This is a genomic window from Companilactobacillus kimchiensis, from assembly GCF_001438805.1.
Taxonomy (GTDB): Bacteria; Bacillota; Bacilli; order Lactobacillales; family Lactobacillaceae; genus Companilactobacillus; species Companilactobacillus kimchiensis.
This window is the reverse complement of sequence record NZ_JQCF01000002.1, coordinates 17,591-34,015: the sequence shown is the minus strand read 5'-3', so window position 1 is coordinate 34,015 and position 16,425 is coordinate 17,591. Positions and strand designations below refer to the sequence as shown.

At 35.5% G+C, this 16,425-nt stretch carries 19 protein-coding genes; 4 read left to right on the top strand and 15 right to left on the bottom strand.

What is annotated here, in order from left to right; all coding sequences use genetic code 11:
• Positions 1-46: 46 nt before the first annotated feature.
• The 3 genes from msrA to IV57_RS01745 form a co-directional block, all read right to left on the bottom strand.
• Entirely contained in the window at positions 47-565 is a 519-nt protein-coding gene (msrA, locus tag IV57_RS01755) for a peptide-methionine (S)-S-oxide reductase MsrA (protein WP_057879773.1), read from the bottom strand.
• Positions 565-1,008 (bottom strand): peptide-methionine (R)-S-oxide reductase MsrB, encoded by a 444-nt coding sequence (gene msrB / locus IV57_RS01750; protein WP_057879772.1) that lies wholly within the window; start codon positions 1,006-1,008, stop codon positions 565-567. The genes msrA and msrB overlap by 1 nt, the downstream gene beginning before the upstream one ends.
• 127 nt (positions 1,009-1,135) lie before the next feature.
• Positions 1,136-1,543 carry an Lrp/AsnC family transcriptional regulator gene (locus IV57_RS01745; RefSeq protein ID WP_236704301.1) on the bottom strand — a complete coding sequence of 136 codons (408 nt, stop codon included), beginning with the start codon at positions 1,541-1,543 and terminating at the stop codon, positions 1,136-1,138.
• A 111-nt stretch (positions 1,544-1,654) separates the two neighbouring features.
• On the opposite strand from IV57_RS01745, the gene IV57_RS01740 reads away from it, so the two are divergent.
• On the top strand, positions 1,655-2,194 hold the full coding sequence (locus IV57_RS01740) for a cysteine hydrolase family protein (protein WP_057879770.1): 540 nt from the start codon (positions 1,655-1,657) through the stop codon (positions 2,192-2,194).
• Positions 2,195-2,438: 244 nt separating this feature from the next.
• Here IV57_RS01740 and aspS read toward each other — a convergent pair whose 3' ends face one another.
• Positions 2,439-4,208 carry an aspartate--tRNA ligase gene (gene aspS, locus IV57_RS01735; protein ID WP_057879769.1) on the bottom strand — a complete coding sequence of 590 codons (1,770 nt, stop codon included), beginning with the start codon at positions 4,206-4,208 and terminating at the stop codon, positions 2,439-2,441.
• Positions 4,209-4,210: 2 nt separating this feature from the next.
• Entirely contained in the window at positions 4,211-5,482 is a 1,272-nt protein-coding gene (gene hisS / locus IV57_RS01730; protein WP_057879768.1) for a histidine--tRNA ligase, read from the bottom strand.
• 320 nt (positions 5,483-5,802) lie between these two features.
• Here hisS and IV57_RS01725 point away from each other — a divergent pair, with 320 nt between their 5' ends.
• Positions 5,803-7,116 (top strand): N-acetylmuramoyl-L-alanine amidase family protein, encoded by a 1,314-nt coding sequence (locus IV57_RS01725; RefSeq protein WP_057879767.1) that lies wholly within the window; start codon positions 5,803-5,805, stop codon positions 7,114-7,116.
• Positions 7,117-7,253: 137 nt separating this feature from the next.
• Here the strand turns inward: IV57_RS01725 and IV57_RS01720 are convergent, their stop codons facing one another.
• Entirely contained in the window at positions 7,254-8,429 is a 1,176-nt protein-coding gene (locus IV57_RS01720) for an IS110 family RNA-guided transposase (protein ID WP_057879766.1), read from the bottom strand.
• A gap of 284 nt (positions 8,430-8,713) precedes the next feature.
• Between IV57_RS01720 and IV57_RS12925 the strand changes: the two genes are divergently transcribed.
• Positions 8,714-9,241 (top strand): histidine phosphatase family protein, encoded by a 528-nt coding sequence (locus IV57_RS12925; protein WP_083488856.1) that lies wholly within the window; start codon positions 8,714-8,716, stop codon positions 9,239-9,241.
• Positions 9,242-9,304: 63 nt separating this feature from the next.
• The gene (locus tag IV57_RS01710) at positions 9,305-9,604 is read left to right on the top strand and encodes a hypothetical protein (protein ID WP_057879765.1); all 300 of its coding nucleotides are present in this window, start codon (positions 9,305-9,307) and stop codon (positions 9,602-9,604) included.
• A 184-nt stretch (positions 9,605-9,788) separates the two neighbouring features.
• On the opposite strand, the gene IV57_RS01705 is transcribed toward IV57_RS01710, so the two are convergent.
• The 9 genes from IV57_RS01705 to IV57_RS13280 all read right to left on the bottom strand — a co-directional run bounded on the left by IV57_RS01705 (position 9,789) and on the right by IV57_RS13280 (position 16,321).
• Positions 9,789-10,193 carry a hypothetical protein gene (locus IV57_RS01705; RefSeq protein WP_157051879.1) on the bottom strand — a complete coding sequence of 135 codons (405 nt, stop codon included), beginning with the start codon at positions 10,191-10,193 and terminating at the stop codon, positions 9,789-9,791.
• A gap of 11 nt (positions 10,194-10,204) precedes the next feature.
• Positions 10,205-10,828 carry an HAD hydrolase-like protein gene (locus IV57_RS01700; protein ID WP_057879763.1) on the bottom strand — a complete coding sequence of 208 codons (624 nt, stop codon included), beginning with the start codon at positions 10,826-10,828 and terminating at the stop codon, positions 10,205-10,207.
• Positions 10,829-10,830: 2 nt separating this feature from the next.
• Positions 10,831-11,268: a D-aminoacyl-tRNA deacylase gene (dtd, locus tag IV57_RS01695; protein ID WP_057879762.1), complete on the bottom strand. Its 438-nt coding sequence runs from the start codon at positions 11,266-11,268 to the stop codon at positions 10,831-10,833.
• Entirely contained in the window at positions 11,269-13,500 is a 2,232-nt protein-coding gene (locus tag IV57_RS01690; RefSeq protein WP_057879761.1) for a RelA/SpoT family protein, read from the bottom strand.
• 88 nt (positions 13,501-13,588) lie between these two features.
• Positions 13,589-13,927: a hypothetical protein gene (locus IV57_RS01685; protein WP_057879760.1), complete on the bottom strand. Its 339-nt coding sequence runs from the start codon at positions 13,925-13,927 to the stop codon at positions 13,589-13,591.
• A 10-nt stretch (positions 13,928-13,937) separates the two neighbouring features.
• Complete coding sequence (locus IV57_RS01680) at positions 13,938-14,687, bottom strand: RsmE family RNA methyltransferase (protein ID WP_057879759.1); 750 nt, start codon at positions 14,685-14,687, stop codon at positions 13,938-13,940.
• Positions 14,668-15,585: a 50S ribosomal protein L11 methyltransferase gene (gene prmA, locus IV57_RS01675; RefSeq protein WP_057879758.1), complete on the bottom strand. Its 918-nt coding sequence runs from the start codon at positions 15,583-15,585 to the stop codon at positions 14,668-14,670. Before prmA ends, IV57_RS01680 begins: the two co-directional genes overlap by 20 nt.
• Before the next feature lie 64 nt (positions 15,586-15,649).
• The gene (locus IV57_RS01670; protein WP_057879757.1) at positions 15,650-16,051 is read right to left on the bottom strand and encodes a hypothetical protein; all 402 of its coding nucleotides are present in this window, start codon (positions 16,049-16,051) and stop codon (positions 15,650-15,652) included.
• A gap of 96 nt (positions 16,052-16,147) precedes the next feature.
• Positions 16,148-16,321 (bottom strand): hypothetical protein, encoded by a 174-nt coding sequence (locus IV57_RS13280; protein ID WP_169790819.1) that lies wholly within the window; start codon positions 16,319-16,321, stop codon positions 16,148-16,150.
• Between the last annotated feature and the right edge of the window lie 104 nt (positions 16,322-16,425).

Below are 16,425 nucleotides of genomic sequence, written 5' to 3'. Positions count from 1 at the left end.
TCTTAAGTTACCTAAACATATTAGCACAACTGATATTTTTTTCAGCTTATTTCCGATGTTTTTTCATAAAATCAGCTCGTCCGCCACTCTCTTCAAGTTCAAAACGTTCAGGATTTTTCTTATAAAAGCCTTGGTGGTAGTCCTCAGCTTCATAAAATGGTGTAGCCAGTTGAATTTTAGTGACAATTGGTCCATCAAATATATTAGATTCAGCTAATTCCTTCTTAGAAGTTTCAGCAATCTGTTTTTGTTCATCATTAGCATAGAAAATAATTGGACGATAACTATCGCCACGATCTTGAAATTGTCCCATAGCATCAGTTGGATCAGCCACTTGCCAATAAATCTCAACCAATTGCTTATAAGAAATAATATCAGCATCAAAAGTTATCTTCACTGATTCAGCGTGACCAGTTGTTTCAGTACAGACCTGTTCGTAAGTCGGATTTTCAACGTGACCCCCACAGTAACCAGAAATAACCGAGATAATGCCTGGTTGCTCGTCAAACGGTTTGACCATACACCAGAAACAGCCACCAGCAAAAATTGCAGTTTCTTGTTTCATTATTCAACATCCCCGTCCTCAACGTATTTTTTATAATCTGAGTAACCCTTTTCGTCCATCTCTTCATAAGGAACAAACTTCAAAGCAGCAGAATTGATACAATATCTCAAGCCACCCAATTCTTCAGGACCGTCAGTAAAAACGTGACCCAAATGTGACCCAGCATCTTTACTTTCAACTTCAGTCCGTTCACGGCTTAGGCGAGTGTCACGTTTTTCTTTTAGCTTAGCAATTGGTTCACTGAATGATGGCCAACCACAACCAGCATCAAATTTTTTAGCTGACGAAAATAGTGGTTCACCACTAGCAATATCAACATAAACACCTTTTTTGTAAAAATTATCATATTTTCCAGTAAATGGACGTTCTGTGGCAGCATGTTGAGTTACTTCGTACTCCTCATTAGTTAGATTGGTTAGATCCTTTTTATACTCGTTTGACATAAAATCACTCCTTCTCAAATTATATAAATAAGTATAAACCTTCCCAATATTAATTCCATAACTATGCTCATAAACTTACAGGCACAATCAGTTCGGTTGATAAATTGTACACAATTTAAATTTACATTTAATGTTTTTCTAATTTGTTAATCAAAGTCGTTTCAACACTATAACGAGCCCATTTGGAAATCACTTCGATAAATTCATTAAGTCGTTTAGGTGTAAAGTGAGCAATTATCAGATAGCAAGCCTGACCACTAACTTTGTCAAAACTTGTAATCTCTTCAAAAGAGTTGACTAACTTTTCAACGGCAGAAAAGGACGCTTGATTCATAAATAAACGAATATATTGCGTATTATCGTAATTAATTGCAATGGTAAAGTTACTAATAATATCATCATCCAATAAACGATTAATGCGATTGCCCACCGCTTGACCAGATAAATGAATGCTCTCACCAATTTCTTTATTAGTTAGACGACTGTTTCTCTGGAGCAATTTAATAATTTGTTGGTCAATTTGATCTATCATCATCGGTCCTTTCATCGTGAAAGTAAAATCTTCAGAACTGTTTCACGCGCTTATTTCAAACTATTGTATTCCCTTTTATAATTAAATCAGAAAAAATGAAAGTAGGGAATTTTAATGAAACAAGGCCTTTTAGTAATCGATGTTCAAAACGACTATTTTCCGAATGGAAAACTTGCACTCCATCAACCAGAAATAGCATTACAACGAATTAATCAATTAGAAAAATACTTCTTAGAACGTAATTTACCGATCATTTATATCCAACATGTCAAATACTCAGCAAGTGCCACTTTTTTCAAAAATGGCACCTCTGGAGTTGAATTACATCCCTCATTAATGAATAAATCAGATTCGCTTGTCATTGAAAAACACTTCCCTAATAGTTTTTATCAAACTAACTTAGAAATGACCTTACAAACTTTAGAAGTTCAACAGTTAGTAATTTGTGGCATGATGACCCACATGTGTATCGATTCAACTACTCGAGCCAGTAAGGAACTACAATTTAATCCTGTTTTAATTCAGGATGCGACTGCTACGAAAGATTTAGAAATTAACGGCCATTCAACTAAAGCAGCCGATGTTCAAAATTCTTTTATTGCAGCATTAGCTAACTTTGCAGAGATAGCATCAACCAAAGAATTTCTTGATTAATTTTGTACAAAAATAGTCCCATATTAATTGGATTAAATTCACACCAATTAATATGGGACTATTTATTTATAAACCTAAATAGTTTATATCATTTTTAATCGTCAAAAAGCTATAACCTAGCCCGGAACAAAAACCGTATTAGCTGATTCATTTTCAGTTAATACGGTTTTTAATTTAAATCATTTCTCACTGATAAAACAATAAAGAAATCAGCATTTGTGCGGACGACGAAAGCCTAAAGAACCTAGTCTTTTTTACTTACTTCAATTCCTAAATCAACTAATTGTTGTTCAGAAACTTCAAGTGGTGCATGTGTCATTGGTTCACTGGCATTAGAATTCTTAGGGAAGGCAATCACGTCACGGATATTGTCCTTTTGTGAAAGCAACATTGCAAATCTATCCAAACCAATAGCCAAACCACCATGTGGAGGACAGCCGTATTGTAAGGCATCTAATAGGAATCCAAATTGTTCATAGGCTTTTTCTTTAGTGAAGTCCAAAGCTTTGAGCATCTTTTCTTGAATCTTGTAATCGTGAATACGGATTGATCCACCACCAAGTTCATAACCGTTCAAGACGATATCGTAACTTTGAGCATAAGCCTTGTGAGGATCTTCACCATCGTCAAGATAGTGAACATCTTCTTCATTAGGCATTGTGAATGGATGGTGAGCGGCAGTCCAACGTTGGATTCCTTCATCATATTCGAACAATGGCCAGTTAACGACCCATGTGAAGGCAAATCCATTAGGATCATACAAGTGTTGTTCTTTAGCAATAGCTTTTCTCAAGTAACCTAGTGAGTCAGCTACGATCTTCTTATTAGCAGCAACAAATAGCAACAGATCATCATTTTCAAGGCCAAGTTTTTCAACTAAAGCAGCTTCTTGATTCTTGATGAATTTGGCAACACCACCAGTAAGTTCGTTGTCATTGTATTTAGTCCAAGCAAGACCTTTAGCACCAAAACGTTTGATGTATTCTTGGTAAGCTTCAATATTCTTTCTTGAATACTTGTCAGCTCCACCCTTAACAAGGATAGCTTTAACTTGACCACCGTTATCGATAGCACCCTTAAAGACTTTAAATTCAGTATCTTTGAAGATTTCGTTCAAATCTTGGAGTTCCATACCAAAACGAATATCAGGTTTATCGGAACCATAACGCGCCATTGATTCATCCCAGTCGATTCTTGGGAATGGCAATTTAACGTCGATACCCTTTTCGTCCTTCATAACACGGGCAATTAGACCTTCAGTAACAGTTTGAATTTCTTTTTGGTTCATAAAACTTGTTTCAATATCAATTTGAGTAAATTCTGGTTGACGGTCTCCACGAAGATCTTCATCACGGAAACAGTGAGCCAATTGGAAGTAACGGTCAAAACCACCAACCATCAACAATTGCTTGAACAATTGTGGTGATTGAGGAAGGGCAAAGAAACGTCCAGGATAAACACGTGAAGGCACAAGGTAATCACGAGCACCTTCAGGTGTTGATGGTGTTAAGTTTGGTGTTTCGATATCAATAAAACCATTTTCGTACAAGTATTCGTTAACAGAATGCTTGATTTGAGCACGAGTTCTGATAGCTTTTTGCATCTCAGGTCTACGTAGATCAAGGTAACGATACTTTAACTTAGTTTCTTCTGAAGAATCAATACCATCTTTAATTTCAAATGGTGGTGTCAATGACTTGTTAAGCACTTCAACGGTTTCAACAACAACTTCAACTTTACCAGTTGTCATATCATCATTAGTAGCACCCTCGCCACGAAGTCTAACTGTACCAATAACATTGATAACATATTCTGAGCGCAATGTTTCAGCAGCATCAAGTGCCTTTTGGTTATCGGTATTAAATACCAATTGAACGATACCTTTATAATCTCTAAGATCGACGAAAATCAATCCACCTAAATCACGACGTCGTTGAACCCAACCGTCTAAAGAAATCTTTTGACCAACATACTTTTCAGTAATGTTGCCACAATAATCTGTTCTTTCTTCCATGTTTATCCCTCGATTTTTTTCAATTCTTGAGCTAAGTTTTCTAATGATACGCTGACTTGTTCACCAGTGGCCATGTTTTTAACATTAGCCGTATCATTTTCCAACTCTGTATCACCAATAGTTACCGTGTATTTAGCATTTAAATTATTAGCGGTCTTAAATTGTGCTTTAATCTTTCGTTGTAAATAATCTTTATCCGCAGTGAAACCAGCTCTACGTAATCCAGAAAGAACTTTAACTGAAGCTCGTTCAGCCTTTTCACCAATTGTTACTAGATAAACATCCAAACCATTTCGGCTAGGAACATCTTCATCTTTCAACAACATCATCAAACGTTCAACACCAAGTCCAAAACCAATTCCAGGTGTTTCTGGTCCGCCAAGTTCTTCAACCAAACCATTGTAACGGCCACCTGCCAAAACAGTGATTTCTTTGTTATCAAACGCAGGATCAGTAACCATAAATTCAAAAATCGTATGGTTATAGTAATCAAGTCCACGAACCATTGTTGAATCAATTTCATAGTTGATATCAAGATCATCTAATAATTCTTTTAGATAGTCAAAACGTCTCTGTGAAGCATCATTAAGATAATCTAGAATTGAAGGTGCATTGGCAACGATTTCCTTGTCACCCTTATCTTTACTATCAAGGATTCTCAACGGGTTCTTTTCCAAACGAACTTTTGAATCATCACTTAATTGATCTTTAAACGGAGTAAAGTAATCAACCAAAGCTTGGTGATAAGCTGCTCGAGACTCAGGATCACCCAAGGTATTCAAAGCAACTTTTAAATTCTTAATCCCTAAACGATTTAAGAATTCCAAACCAACTGAAATAATTTCAGCATCTAATTCAGGAGAATCAGATCCAAAGGCTTCCAGACCAATTTGATGGAATTGACGTTGACGACCTGATTGAGGACGTTCATATCTAAACATTGGTCCCTTGTACCAAACCTTGTAAGGTTTGATATGTTCTGGTCCATAAAGTTTATTTTCAACATAAGCTCGAACAACACCAGCTGTTCCCTCAGGTCTCAAAGCAATGTGTCGATCACCCTTATCTTTGAAGTCATACATTTCCTTTGAAACAATATCAGATGTATCACCTGAAGATCTTTCAAAGACATCGTATGATTCAAAAATCGGTGTTCTGATTTCGGAAAAGCGATACTTGTTAAAAGTATCTTGTGCAATGGATTCAACATATTGCCATTTCTCAGAATCTCCTGGCAAAATATCCATTGTCCCTTTTGGTTTTTGATAACGCATAAAATCCTCCTTAATAAAAAACACCCTTGTCTAAATAAGACAAGGGTGCATTCTGCACGGTACCACCTAGTTTTTTTGCTGCAGTTAACGCCTGCCGGACGAATGAAACGTCACACAAATGGTTGTTATCTGCTCTCAGCCGCCAGATTCTCTGTAAAACAACTCTATTTGATTTGGAATATAGTTATAAATTAATCAAAATCCCGTGAATTGTCAAGTTTTCTTGAAAAATTTACATTCTATTCTTTCATGTTCAGTGATTATTAAGTAATATATACATATAGAAATGTCAGTAATTAGACAACAGAGGAATCAGTTAAATGAAAAAGATTATTACATTTTTTATTAAAAACCGGATTCTTGTTGCTATTTTGTTATTACTCGCCTTGTCGAGTTGGTCAACTGTAGCCTTAGCAAGTGCCAATGCTGTAGTTGTTGAATCTAACTCTGTAAATGTTCGTGTTGGTCCTGGATTAGCTTACGCTAACATGGGTCAAGTAAAAAAAGGTGACAAATTAGCCATCCTGGCTGAGAAAAACAAATGGTATCAAGTAAGATTATCTGGAGATAAAATTGGCTGGGTCGCCAGCTGGTTGATCGACAACACTGATGTTAGTTCGACAACCAATAAAGTTGGCATCGTCAAAGTACCTAATACAACTGTTTTCAAAAACGCTGATGCCAACAGTAACGTTCTAGGTACAATCGAACAATCTCAAAAAGTTACGATTATGTATCAAGAATCAGATTGGACGCAGATCCTCTATAATGGGACTGCCGGTTGGGTCAAATCGGCCTTCATTCAAGGAACCCAAGAAACTTCCGGCTCGTCCACTACTTCTAATACCTCCAACACTACTTCGGACAACGATATTAAAACTGTCACCGTCACACAACCTAACACTAAGTTGAGAATTGACCCTGATCAAAATGGACGAGTCATTAAAACTGTTAAGGTTGGTAAACAATTCGATTATCTCAGCAAGGATGGTAAATGGTACAAAGTTCGTGACTCTGACGGTTCCATCGGTTACGTTGCTAGTTGGGTCGTTACTGTTTCTGGAACTAAGAGTGCTGTCAAGTCAGCTGCTACCAATATCTCTGAGGCCACGATCGTGATTGATCCGGGACACGGTGGTGACGACTCTGGAGCCGAGTCCAAGCAGAGCACTTACGAAAAGAGCTTTACCCTTGCATATGCTAAAGCCATTAAACAGCAACTTGAACAGACCGGAGCTCGCGTTATTCTAACTCGTTCTGGTGATGATTCCCAATCTCTTGGCGACCGAGCAAGACTTTCCAGTAAAAAACAGGCAGATGCCTTTATCAGTCTTCATTTTGATTCTAGTGCCCAAGCTGACGCTGGATCCGGAGTAACAACTTATTATTATAATAAAGATAAGGATGGCCAACTAGCTGACAGTCTGAATAGTCAACTCAAAGGTTTAGCCATTGGTAATCGTGGAACTGCTCAAAAAGATCTTTATGTTTTACATTACAACAGTCAACCTTCAGTATTAATTGAGTTAGGTTATATTAACTCTAAAGAAGACTACAAGTACATCAACTCTAATACTTACAAGCAACAAGTTGCTAAAGATGTGACAAATGGTTTAAAGAATTACTTTAAATAATATAAAAGAGAACCCCTATTGTTTGAAAATAGCGGTTCTTTTATATGAAATAAATCATTTTTTAACAGCACTAAATAAAGCTACTCGAAAATACAGAAAAAATCTTGTATACTGTATTTGCTAGCTAGCTATATTCTTTATAAGTTGACCGACGCAAGTGCCTTGCGTTGGTCTTTTTTATATTCTCGATAAGTTTTTCCACTTTTTATTAGAGAATATATTATCCTTAACATCTTATGTGCTAGTGCTATCAATGCCTTTTGGGCACACATACGAGATTTCAATCGCCAGAAATAGTCCTTAAGTCCTGTCTCTTTAGTTATTTTGGCACCCATCGCAGCGGTTACTAGAGCACGTTTGAGATATACATTTCCGTGTAGTATCGCCGAGCCGTGTTTCACGCCGGCGGATTCATAATTTCCAGGGCATAGCCCTGCCCAGGAAGCCAAATGATGTACATCTGGAAAAGGACTTACATCTACGCCGATTTCCGCAATAACAATCTGTGCCGTTGTCGTACTTATTCCAGGAACGTCTTCTAAACGGTGACACAACTCGGCATATTTTACCGTTTGCCCACCAATAAGATTGTCCAATTCCGCGACACATTCTAAATAGCCATCCAATAGTTTCATATGGATCACAAGTAAATTACGGTCATTTCGACTTAAAACGCCGTCCATCGATTCTAATATTTGTTCAGGTGATGCTTTCAATCTTCCGTGCATATGTTTCGTAACAGAATCAAGAGTAAGAATCTCACCATTGATAATCATATTGAGTAATTTAAGAACTGAACCCTTGAATATATCGCTAATAAAACGGGTCAGCTTGATATTAGAGCGTTGAAGAATATTGTGAATTTCATTCTTGGTTCTTGTCATGGATTCTTTTATTTTCTTGAGAGTACGAGTAGATTCACGAATTTCTTGAATATCTCGAGGTGGCACGTAACTTGCCGAAACTAGGCCATATCTGGCCAGTTCCGAAAGCCATTCTGAATCTTTTTGATCAGTTTTCTTACCTGGAATATTCTTCGTGATCCTTGGGTTACATAGAATCATACAGAAACCATAAGATTCAAGTATTTGCCATACAGGTCTCCAATATTGACCAGTACTTTCCATGAGCACTTGTTCCACTTCGTGCTCGGACAACCATGTTCCGCATTCTTTTAACATACGGGTAGTGGTTCCGAATAGTTTAGAAACCTTTTTAGGTTTCTTCATATCTTCAGTACCTATAAGAATAGTGACTGTGATTTGTTTCTGGTGAACATCAATACCGGCAACACTTTCAGCTACAACTTCCATAAGTAATACCTCCAATAGATATTTAGGAGATCCACCTTCAGTCATTGAGGGTTGTAATTTTATATACGTGCACAAAGGCGACAATTGGTTAATCTCATGGACTAAAGGCCATCGGTTTTTTGTACGGGTTAAAAACACCAATAAAGATACGATGAACTGTGGATCACCTTCAAGGAAAGTATAACTGGATAAATGTTTTATTTCACTATATGGTTACGAGGGAGAGTGAAGCGAACCCTCAGATCGTTTTTTGTATAGTAAAACTATTCATAAGGAGGCTTTTTATGAAAGTTTACCTAATTCGTCATTCTCAACCAGATTTTACTCAGGTTGATAAGGCTGGCTATGTGGGCTATGGTCGCGACTTAACTAGACTAACTACCAAAGGCATTCAGATAGCTGATAAAGTGGCTCAGAGCCCTATTTTTGATAAAATGCAGCTACTTTTGGTATCACCATATACCCGGACTATGGAAACAGCAATGGAATTTGTCAAATATAATGACGTCCCCACTCAAGTTGAGTTATTACTTCATGAGTGGCGACCTGACAAGACTGGGCGCAAATTGGAAGGCTATCAACAAGTTAAGAGCGCTTATAATGATTATGTTCACGGTACCCATAATTCTGGTTTTGATTATGAAACACCACAAGATATAATTAACCGAGTTGAATCGGTGCTCGATAAATATAAAAATAAATATAGCTGTATCGGTTGTGTTACTCATGGTCAAGTCATTCGTCAAATGGTAGGTCTTAATCTTAAAACTCAGATTCCTTATTGTGGTATTTATCAAATTGATTATGACTGAGTGCAAGCTTGAGATATATCTTTGCTATAATATGCTTAATTAAAAACCAGAAGGATATTTATTATGCATAACTTTCAACCACTATTAACCAAAAAAACGGCCCGTGAAGTTTGGAATGAAGATGGAACTCTACCCAAATTATTTAGAACCTACAACAAACGACAATTTATCGAATTATTGATTGGTTTAGTGACCTTGATGATTCATGGTATTGGCGTACTCTTTTTGGTTGCCTCACTTGTCGATCTTTATTTACTCTCTAGTGTTTATAAAGTTCGCAATATGCAGACTGGTGAATCTTTTCTAATGGAACATGGCGAATGGAAAAAATATCGTACTGATTTCAAAAGAACCAACCATTAAACTACTAAGAATAGTTTAATGCTGAGCCAATATACTTTGTTATTCCAATCAAAAAATCACACCATACTATTGGTAGAAGCCTCCTTAATTGAGGGTTCATAAACAATAATGTAGTGTGATTTTTTTCTATCTTTGGAAAACAATATCCTTCAAATAACTAAATCAATTGTTAAAAATTCTTTCGTTACTCAATATCTTCCGTAAGCGGATGAATGCAGGTTGCTAAGATGCCTTGAATATTCTTCAAATCATCTTTCTTCAAACCATCGGCAGCCTTGATTGTTTTGATCAAACCTAAAATAGTTGTCTTATCGACATCTTTTTCTAAGTCCAAACAATAACCATTGTGTCTTAAAAAGAAATCCAATGCCGCAATTGTTGTTTCAACATTGTATTTTTCAAAAATGTCATCACAGATCATTGTACAAAGAAAATGTGTTGCATAAAGTTCTAGGTCTTCAAATTGATTTAAGAATTCTAAATTACTCTTTAAACGTTTTTCACTAAAAGTAATTTCTTCATTCTCTTCAATTGCCAAATGAATTGCCACAATTTGGTCGTAAGTTAATCTTTCAAGTTTATTATCCATGTTTTCATCCATTAAATTATTTTTTCAATCTCAAGTAAATCACTGACTTTATGATCATAATCAAAATCAACCTTAGCTGAATTCAATAAAATCGTATTAGCACCAACACTTCTACCAAAATCAACATCAATCTGACGATCACCGATAACCCAAAGATCTTCTTTTTTAAGATCATATTTAGCCATCAAATAATCCAACATATTAGAATCTGGTTTCCGTTTATATCCATCAGCAACACTGACGATTTCCTTAAAGAAAGGTTCAATTCCCAACGATTTAGCCAAGTCAAAAATTGACTGATCCCGATGCGTCACAATAAATTGCATATCGTGCTCGTCATCACAATATTTCAAAACATTTTTAATATGGGGAATCAGTGTTATTTTATCGTGATATTCCTTTTCATAACGAAAATATGTCGTATAAAAAAGTTTGACTGCTTGGGCTGTATCATCTTCATCTTTTAATAAATCAGTTACAAATTTTCTAACTGAGGTTTTTTTTGATTCCTTAAAAATCGTGTCCTTCGACAAACTGATATCAAAGTTCTCTCGTAAAGATCTTTGTGTAGCCGAAACGATCCCGGGATAACTATTGGCAATCGTGTCATCGAAGTCCCATACAATACTTTTCATTATTATCGCTCCATCAAAATAGTTACTGGTCCATCATTGGTCAGTGATACTTGCATATCAGCTCCAAATTCACCAGTTTCAACTGTCAAATCATTGGCACGTAACAGATCATTAAAATGATCATACTTTTTACTAGAAGCTTCAAAATTTCCAGCTCCAGTAAAACTTGGTCGATTACCATGCTTAGTATCAGCATACAATGTAAATTGCGAAATTGATAGGATTTGTCCACTCACATCTTTAATTGATAAATTCATTTTATCGTCAGCATCCGAAAAAATTCTCATATTAGAAATTTTTCGGACCATATATTCAAGTGTTTCTTCCGTGTCTTCATCCGCAAAAGCTACCAACAAACAAAATCCCTGATCAATTTGACCAAGGATTTTATTGTCCACGGTAACCTTAGCTTCAGACACTCGTTGTATAACAACTTTCATCTAAGCTACCGTCCTCTTAATTTCATAAACATTTTGAATATTTTTCAATTTTGAAATAATATTATCCAAATGTTCTTTATTGTTAACTCCAATACTGACATGAATGATCGCCATTTTATCTTTATCCAGGCGACCAATTACATTATTCAATGTATTGGTATTTGAATTGATCACTTGTAAAACTTCATTGATCAAACCATTACGATTAAAGGCATAGACATCCAAATCAGCTGTATAACGCTTCTCTTTGGTAACATTATCCCAATTAACATCAATGAAACGTTTCTTGGCTTCTTCACTTTGAACATTTGGACAATCAGCCCGGTGAATCGTCAAACCACGTCCTTTAGTGATATAACCTACAATTTCATCCCCAGGAATCGGATTACAACATTTAGCCAAGCGAATCAGTAGATTATCAATTCCCTGAACAGAAATACTGGTATTAGCATTATTACGTTCCTTTTTGAGTTTAGGACTGTCAGCTTGTGACTGAGTTGTCTTCTCATCAGTATTAGTAATAACTTGCTCTTCAAGCTCTTTTTTCTCAGCTTGCTTCTTACGATCAGGATCTTCACTAAGTAACTTGTGAACCACATTAATCGGTGAAAGTTCGCCATAACCAACAGCATTAAATAATTCATCTGGTTCAGTATAGTTAAAAATCTTCATTGCTAATTCAAGATGTTTTTTATCAAGATATTTTTTACTAGAAATTGAACGATTTTTTAATTCGTTTTCAATTGATTCTCGACCAAGCACAATATTTTCTTCACGATCTTTGGTTCGGAAATAACGTTTGATTTTGTTCTTAGCTCGAGCTGTGTAAACGACATTGACCCAGTCACGACTTGGTGATGAATTAGAGTTCGTCAACATCTCTACGATATCGCCATTCTTCAACTGATAATTCAAAGGTACCATACGACCACTGATTTTAGCACCAACAGAGTGATTACCAACTTCAGTATGCACTTGATAGGCGAAGTCCAACGTAACCGCACCCTTAGGCAATTCAATAACTTCACCTTCAGGAGTGAAGACATAAACCCGATCATTAAAAATCTCACCTTTAACAGATTTCATAAAATCAGCTGCGTTGTCAGAATTTTCCTGAAGCTCTAATATTTCACGGAAAACATCGATTTTCTGTTCATCATTATCCAGGTGAACGCCTTCGAAATTACCTTCTTTATAAGCCCAGTGAGCTGCAACACCATATTCAGCAACTTGGTGCATTTCAAAAGTTCTGATTTGAACTTCTAGTGGTTGACCACCGGGACCCATAATAGTCGTATGCAATGATTGGTACCCATTGGCCTTAGGAACAGCAATATAATCCTTAAAACGTCCAGGAATTGGCTTCCACTTGGAGTGAATTGAACCCAAAACGGCATAACAATCTTTAACTGAATCTACTACGATCCGAATAGCTAATAGATCATATAATTCAGAAAATTGCTTATGTTTATCACGCATCTTCTTATAAATTGAATAAATATGCTTAGGACGACCATAAATATCATACTTAATTCCTAAAGCGTCAACACTGGTTTTGATATAATCGATAGCCTCAGTAATATAGGCCTCACGTTGATCACGTTTACTATTCATCAAATGTACGATTCGATAGTATTGTTGGGGATTAATGTAATGTAACGATAGATCTTCTAGTTCCCATTTAATCTTACTGATACCTAGACGGTCTGCTAATGGTGCATAAATTTCCAAAGTTTCATTAGCGATTCGACGTTGTTTATCAGGACGAAGTGCCTTTAAAGTTCGCATATTGTGTAAGCGATCCGCTAATTTAACCATAATAACTCGTAAATCTTTAGCTGTTGCTAAAAGCATCTTCCGGTGATTTTCAGCCAAAAGTTCTTGATGGGAATTATACTTATACTTGCTAATCTTAGTTACGCCATCAACAATCGTTGCAACTTGATCACCAAAAAGTTCTCTAACATCCCCTAAAGTAACATTAGTATCTTCCACAACATCGTGTAAATACCCTGCTGCTACTGTATAAGGATCCATATGTAAGGATGCCAAAATTTGAGCTACTTGAATTGGGTGAATAATATAAGGTTCACCAGTAGCACGCTTTTGTTCCTTATGAACATAAGCTGCGAAATTATAAGACTTATTAACGAACTCGACATGTTCTTCATTCATATAGCCCCGACAAATGTCTAAAACTTCCTCAGGCGTATAATCTTTAATTTTCTTCATGAAATATTCACCCCGTTACAATAAAAAGCACTCATTGAGTGCTTTTATTTTACATATTATTATGATTGCTTTATCGCAAAATGTACAATTATTCTTCTTTTTCAAACAAAAAATATATTAAAATACTTAAAACCAAATAGATTCCAGCTAAAAAGTATCCATAACGACCATATTTAACAAACACGCTGATAACAAATATGACCGGAAAAATAACTAAATTGTAAAACGACAGACCATATTTTCTTGAAAACCAGCCAATAAAACTGGCAAATAAGATATTGATAATAAAAAATAACCAAATGATTCGGTTAGTTCTTCCTAAATGAAAAAGATTAAACAAAATTGGCATAATGAACACCAAAATAATTGAGATTAAAGCAATGTAAGTTGTTTTTGATTTTTCAACTTTTTTCCAAATGTTTTTCACGATTTGTTCCTCATTTTACAGTTAGTTCGTACTTATATGATAGCACTGATAGGAAGTACATGGGTGCTGTTTCTGCCCGCATGATCCGTGGTCCTAAACCAACTGACAAAAAGTCATTTTGATTCAAGAAATCAATCTCCTCTGGAGCAAATCCACCTTCTGGTCCAAACGCACATAGAACTGACTTAGGAGTTTTAGCCAGCGTTTGAGCTAACAAACTAATTTCACCCTGTTTAGCCGATTCTTCATATGCTACTAAACTTGATTCAGCTTTATAATCAATTAATTTTTGCAAACTGTCGATGTAAATGACTTCAGGAATAATGCGTCGTTTGGATTGTTGAGCTGCATTTTTAGCAATTTCCTGTAAACGTAGTAACTTTTTTTCAACGACATTCTTTTTCCAATTCATAATTGAATACTTGGAATCAAAGAAAATTATCTTTTTAGCACCTAGTTCAGTTGACTTTTGTGTAATCCATTCGATTTTATCTTTTTTGGATAATGAACAAGCCACTGTCACATCAACTGGCATTTCTGAACTGGCGGTGGTCATTTTTTCAAGTTCAGTTTCAATCAAATTTTGTTCTTGATCGACATTCTTGATAGTTGCCGCAAATAAACTCTCAGTTGTATCAACTAGATAGATCACATCACCAGTCTTATGACGTAATACCTTTGCCACATGCTTGAAAGTTTCTGGATCAGTTATTTGATAATTATTACTATTAATTGTCTCTTTAACGAAGTATTGCTCCATCTTCGGCCTCGTATTCTTCTTTTCTTCTACAGATTAATGTTGACCAACCTTTCAAATGGAAGGCTTCTAAGACTACAAATCCAATCTTAGCCATTTTTTCGGTAATTAATGCTTCTTTTTCATTAATAATTCCTGATAATACTACAAAACCATTAGCATTCAAGTGACGATCAATGTCCGGTATAAATTGTAAAATCACATCGGCCAAAATATTTGCCACAATAACGTCAACTTTACCATCAACACCGTCTAATAATGAATTTTCAAAAACTTCAATATCTTCACATCCAGGATTCAAAGCAATGTTCTCTTTAGCTGCTCGGACGGCTTCTGGATCAAGATCATAAGCTTTAATATCTTGCACACCCAATTGACGTGCTTGAATTGACAATATCCCTGAACCGGTTCCAACATCATAAAGTGACTTAGCATCACCCAAAATCAATTCCAAAGCCTGCATACATGAATACGTTGTTGGATGAGTTCCAGTACCAAAGGATTTACCCGGATCCATTACAATTATATGTTCATCAGAATACTTTGGCTGATAATCGACCCAATTGGGAACCACTGTTAGATAACGACTAATTTTAACTGGATGATAATATTGTTTCCATTCATTTTCCCAGCTACTATCATCTATTTCACTACTGGATATTTCCACACCAGTAATATCAAAACCAAAATCAGGTAGAGTATTTAGTTGTGTTTGTAGGTCCTTGAGAATCTTTTCGTTATAGTTATTCTTGTCAAAATAAGAATTAATTTTTGTTTTAACACTATTATCTTCATCGTCAACCATTTCAGTTCCTTGTGCACCAACACGCATAAAGATGTCCGAAATGATTTCAGGATCGAAATCGTTTGGGATTGCGACCGTTATTTTTTTCCAAAGCATAGGCGTTCCTCCATTATTATTAAGATTACTAGAAAAAGTGTATAAAAAAAAGACGTTACCGTCTTTATTTAACTAAAAAATTAATTGTATTCATAAATTCAACTTCACTGCTTTTAATTTTGGCTTTTGATTGCTCTAAGCTCAAGTGGTCAATTGAATCACTATCAATATCCAAACAGTTGATAGCATCGATCAAAACAACAAAGTATTTATTCAAACTTTCAGCCATCACGGTTTCCTCAAAGTGATATTTAGTGATATACGAATCACAAACTTTAATAAATCGATGAATATTAGACATATAATTATCAGTCAAGCGAGAATATGTTTCATAACGCAGTGCCTCTCCACGTTCAATCACCTTCATCGTCTTAAAGTATTCCGTGAATACTTCCCGATAAGTTAAAAAACTTTCTAATAGAACATTAGTTTCTAAAACTAGATACTTATTCTTTTCTGGCTTCATAATGCCCCACCTCATTTCTTTTTAAAATCATACCATACGATAATAATTATTAAAAGTATTAGTTTTATATAATGATAATGGCAAAAAAAGAACAATCTAATTATTATCAGATTGTTCTTTCTTATCAAACGCCTTTTTTCTTAAAGATTCATTATTTTTAAATAATCGTTGAGCCTCAGATAATTTTTTGGGATCATTCTTAATTTCTTGAGAAATTTTAATAAAATCATTATCGGCAGGATCTTCCTGGTGTCTTCTAAATAAACTCATGTCTAGTCACTCCTTATCCTGTTGTAGCGTTAGTTATTATATAACATTTCCTAATAAATATACTTATATAACAAAAATAATTTTCAATCGCTGATGGTTCAATG

Excerpts from the sequence above, each read along its gene's own strand:
- IV57_RS01690 (WP_057879761.1), bottom strand. The coding sequence starts at position 13,500 with ATGAAGAAAATTAAAGATTATACGCCTGAGGAAGTTTTAGACATTTGT.
- prmA (WP_057879758.1), bottom strand. The coding sequence starts at position 15,585 with ATGCTTTGGAAAAAAATAACGGTCGCAATCCCAAACGATTTCGATCCT.
- aspS (WP_057879769.1), bottom strand. The coding sequence starts at position 4,208 with ATGGAAGAAAGAACAGATTATTGTGGCAACATTACTGAAAAGTATGTT.
- IV57_RS01740 (WP_057879770.1), top strand. The coding sequence starts at position 1,655 with ATGAAACAAGGCCTTTTAGTAATCGATGTTCAAAACGACTATTTTCCG.
- IV57_RS13280 (WP_169790819.1), bottom strand. The coding sequence starts at position 16,321 with ATGAGTTTATTTAGAAGACACCAGGAAGATCCTGCCGATAATGATTTT.
- hisS (WP_057879768.1), bottom strand. The coding sequence starts at position 5,482 with ATGCGTTATCAAAAACCAAAAGGGACAATGGATATTTTGCCAGGAGAT.
- dtd (WP_057879762.1), bottom strand. The coding sequence starts at position 11,268 with ATGAAAGTTGTTATACAACGAGTGTCTGAAGCTAAGGTTACCGTGGAC.
- IV57_RS01720 (WP_057879766.1), bottom strand. The coding sequence starts at position 8,429 with ATGGAAGTTGTAGCTGAAAGTGTTGCCGGTATTGATGTTCACCAGAAA.
- msrB (WP_057879772.1), bottom strand. The coding sequence starts at position 1,008 with ATGTCAAACGAGTATAAAAAGGATCTAACCAATCTAACTAATGAGGAG.
- IV57_RS01670 (WP_057879757.1), bottom strand. The coding sequence starts at position 16,051 with ATGAAGCCAGAAAAGAATAAGTATCTAGTTTTAGAAACTAATGTTCTA.
- msrA (WP_057879773.1), bottom strand. The coding sequence starts at position 565 with ATGAAACAAGAAACTGCAATTTTTGCTGGTGGCTGTTTCTGGTGTATG.
- IV57_RS01725 (WP_057879767.1), top strand. The coding sequence starts at position 5,803 with ATGAAAAAGATTATTACATTTTTTATTAAAAACCGGATTCTTGTTGCT.
- IV57_RS01745 (WP_236704301.1), bottom strand. The coding sequence starts at position 1,543 with ATGATGATAGATCAAATTGACCAACAAATTATTAAATTGCTCCAGAGA.
- IV57_RS01710 (WP_057879765.1), top strand. The coding sequence starts at position 9,305 with ATGCATAACTTTCAACCACTATTAACCAAAAAAACGGCCCGTGAAGTT.
- IV57_RS01700 (WP_057879763.1), bottom strand. The coding sequence starts at position 10,828 with ATGAAAAGTATTGTATGGGACTTCGATGACACGATTGCCAATAGTTAT.
- IV57_RS01705 (WP_157051879.1), bottom strand. The coding sequence starts at position 10,193 with ATGGATAATAAACTTGAAAGATTAACTTACGACCAAATTGTGGCAATT.
- IV57_RS12925 (WP_083488856.1), top strand. The coding sequence starts at position 8,714 with ATGAAAGTTTACCTAATTCGTCATTCTCAACCAGATTTTACTCAGGTT.
- IV57_RS01680 (WP_057879759.1), bottom strand. The coding sequence starts at position 14,687 with ATGGAGCAATACTTCGTTAAAGAGACAATTAATAGTAATAATTATCAA.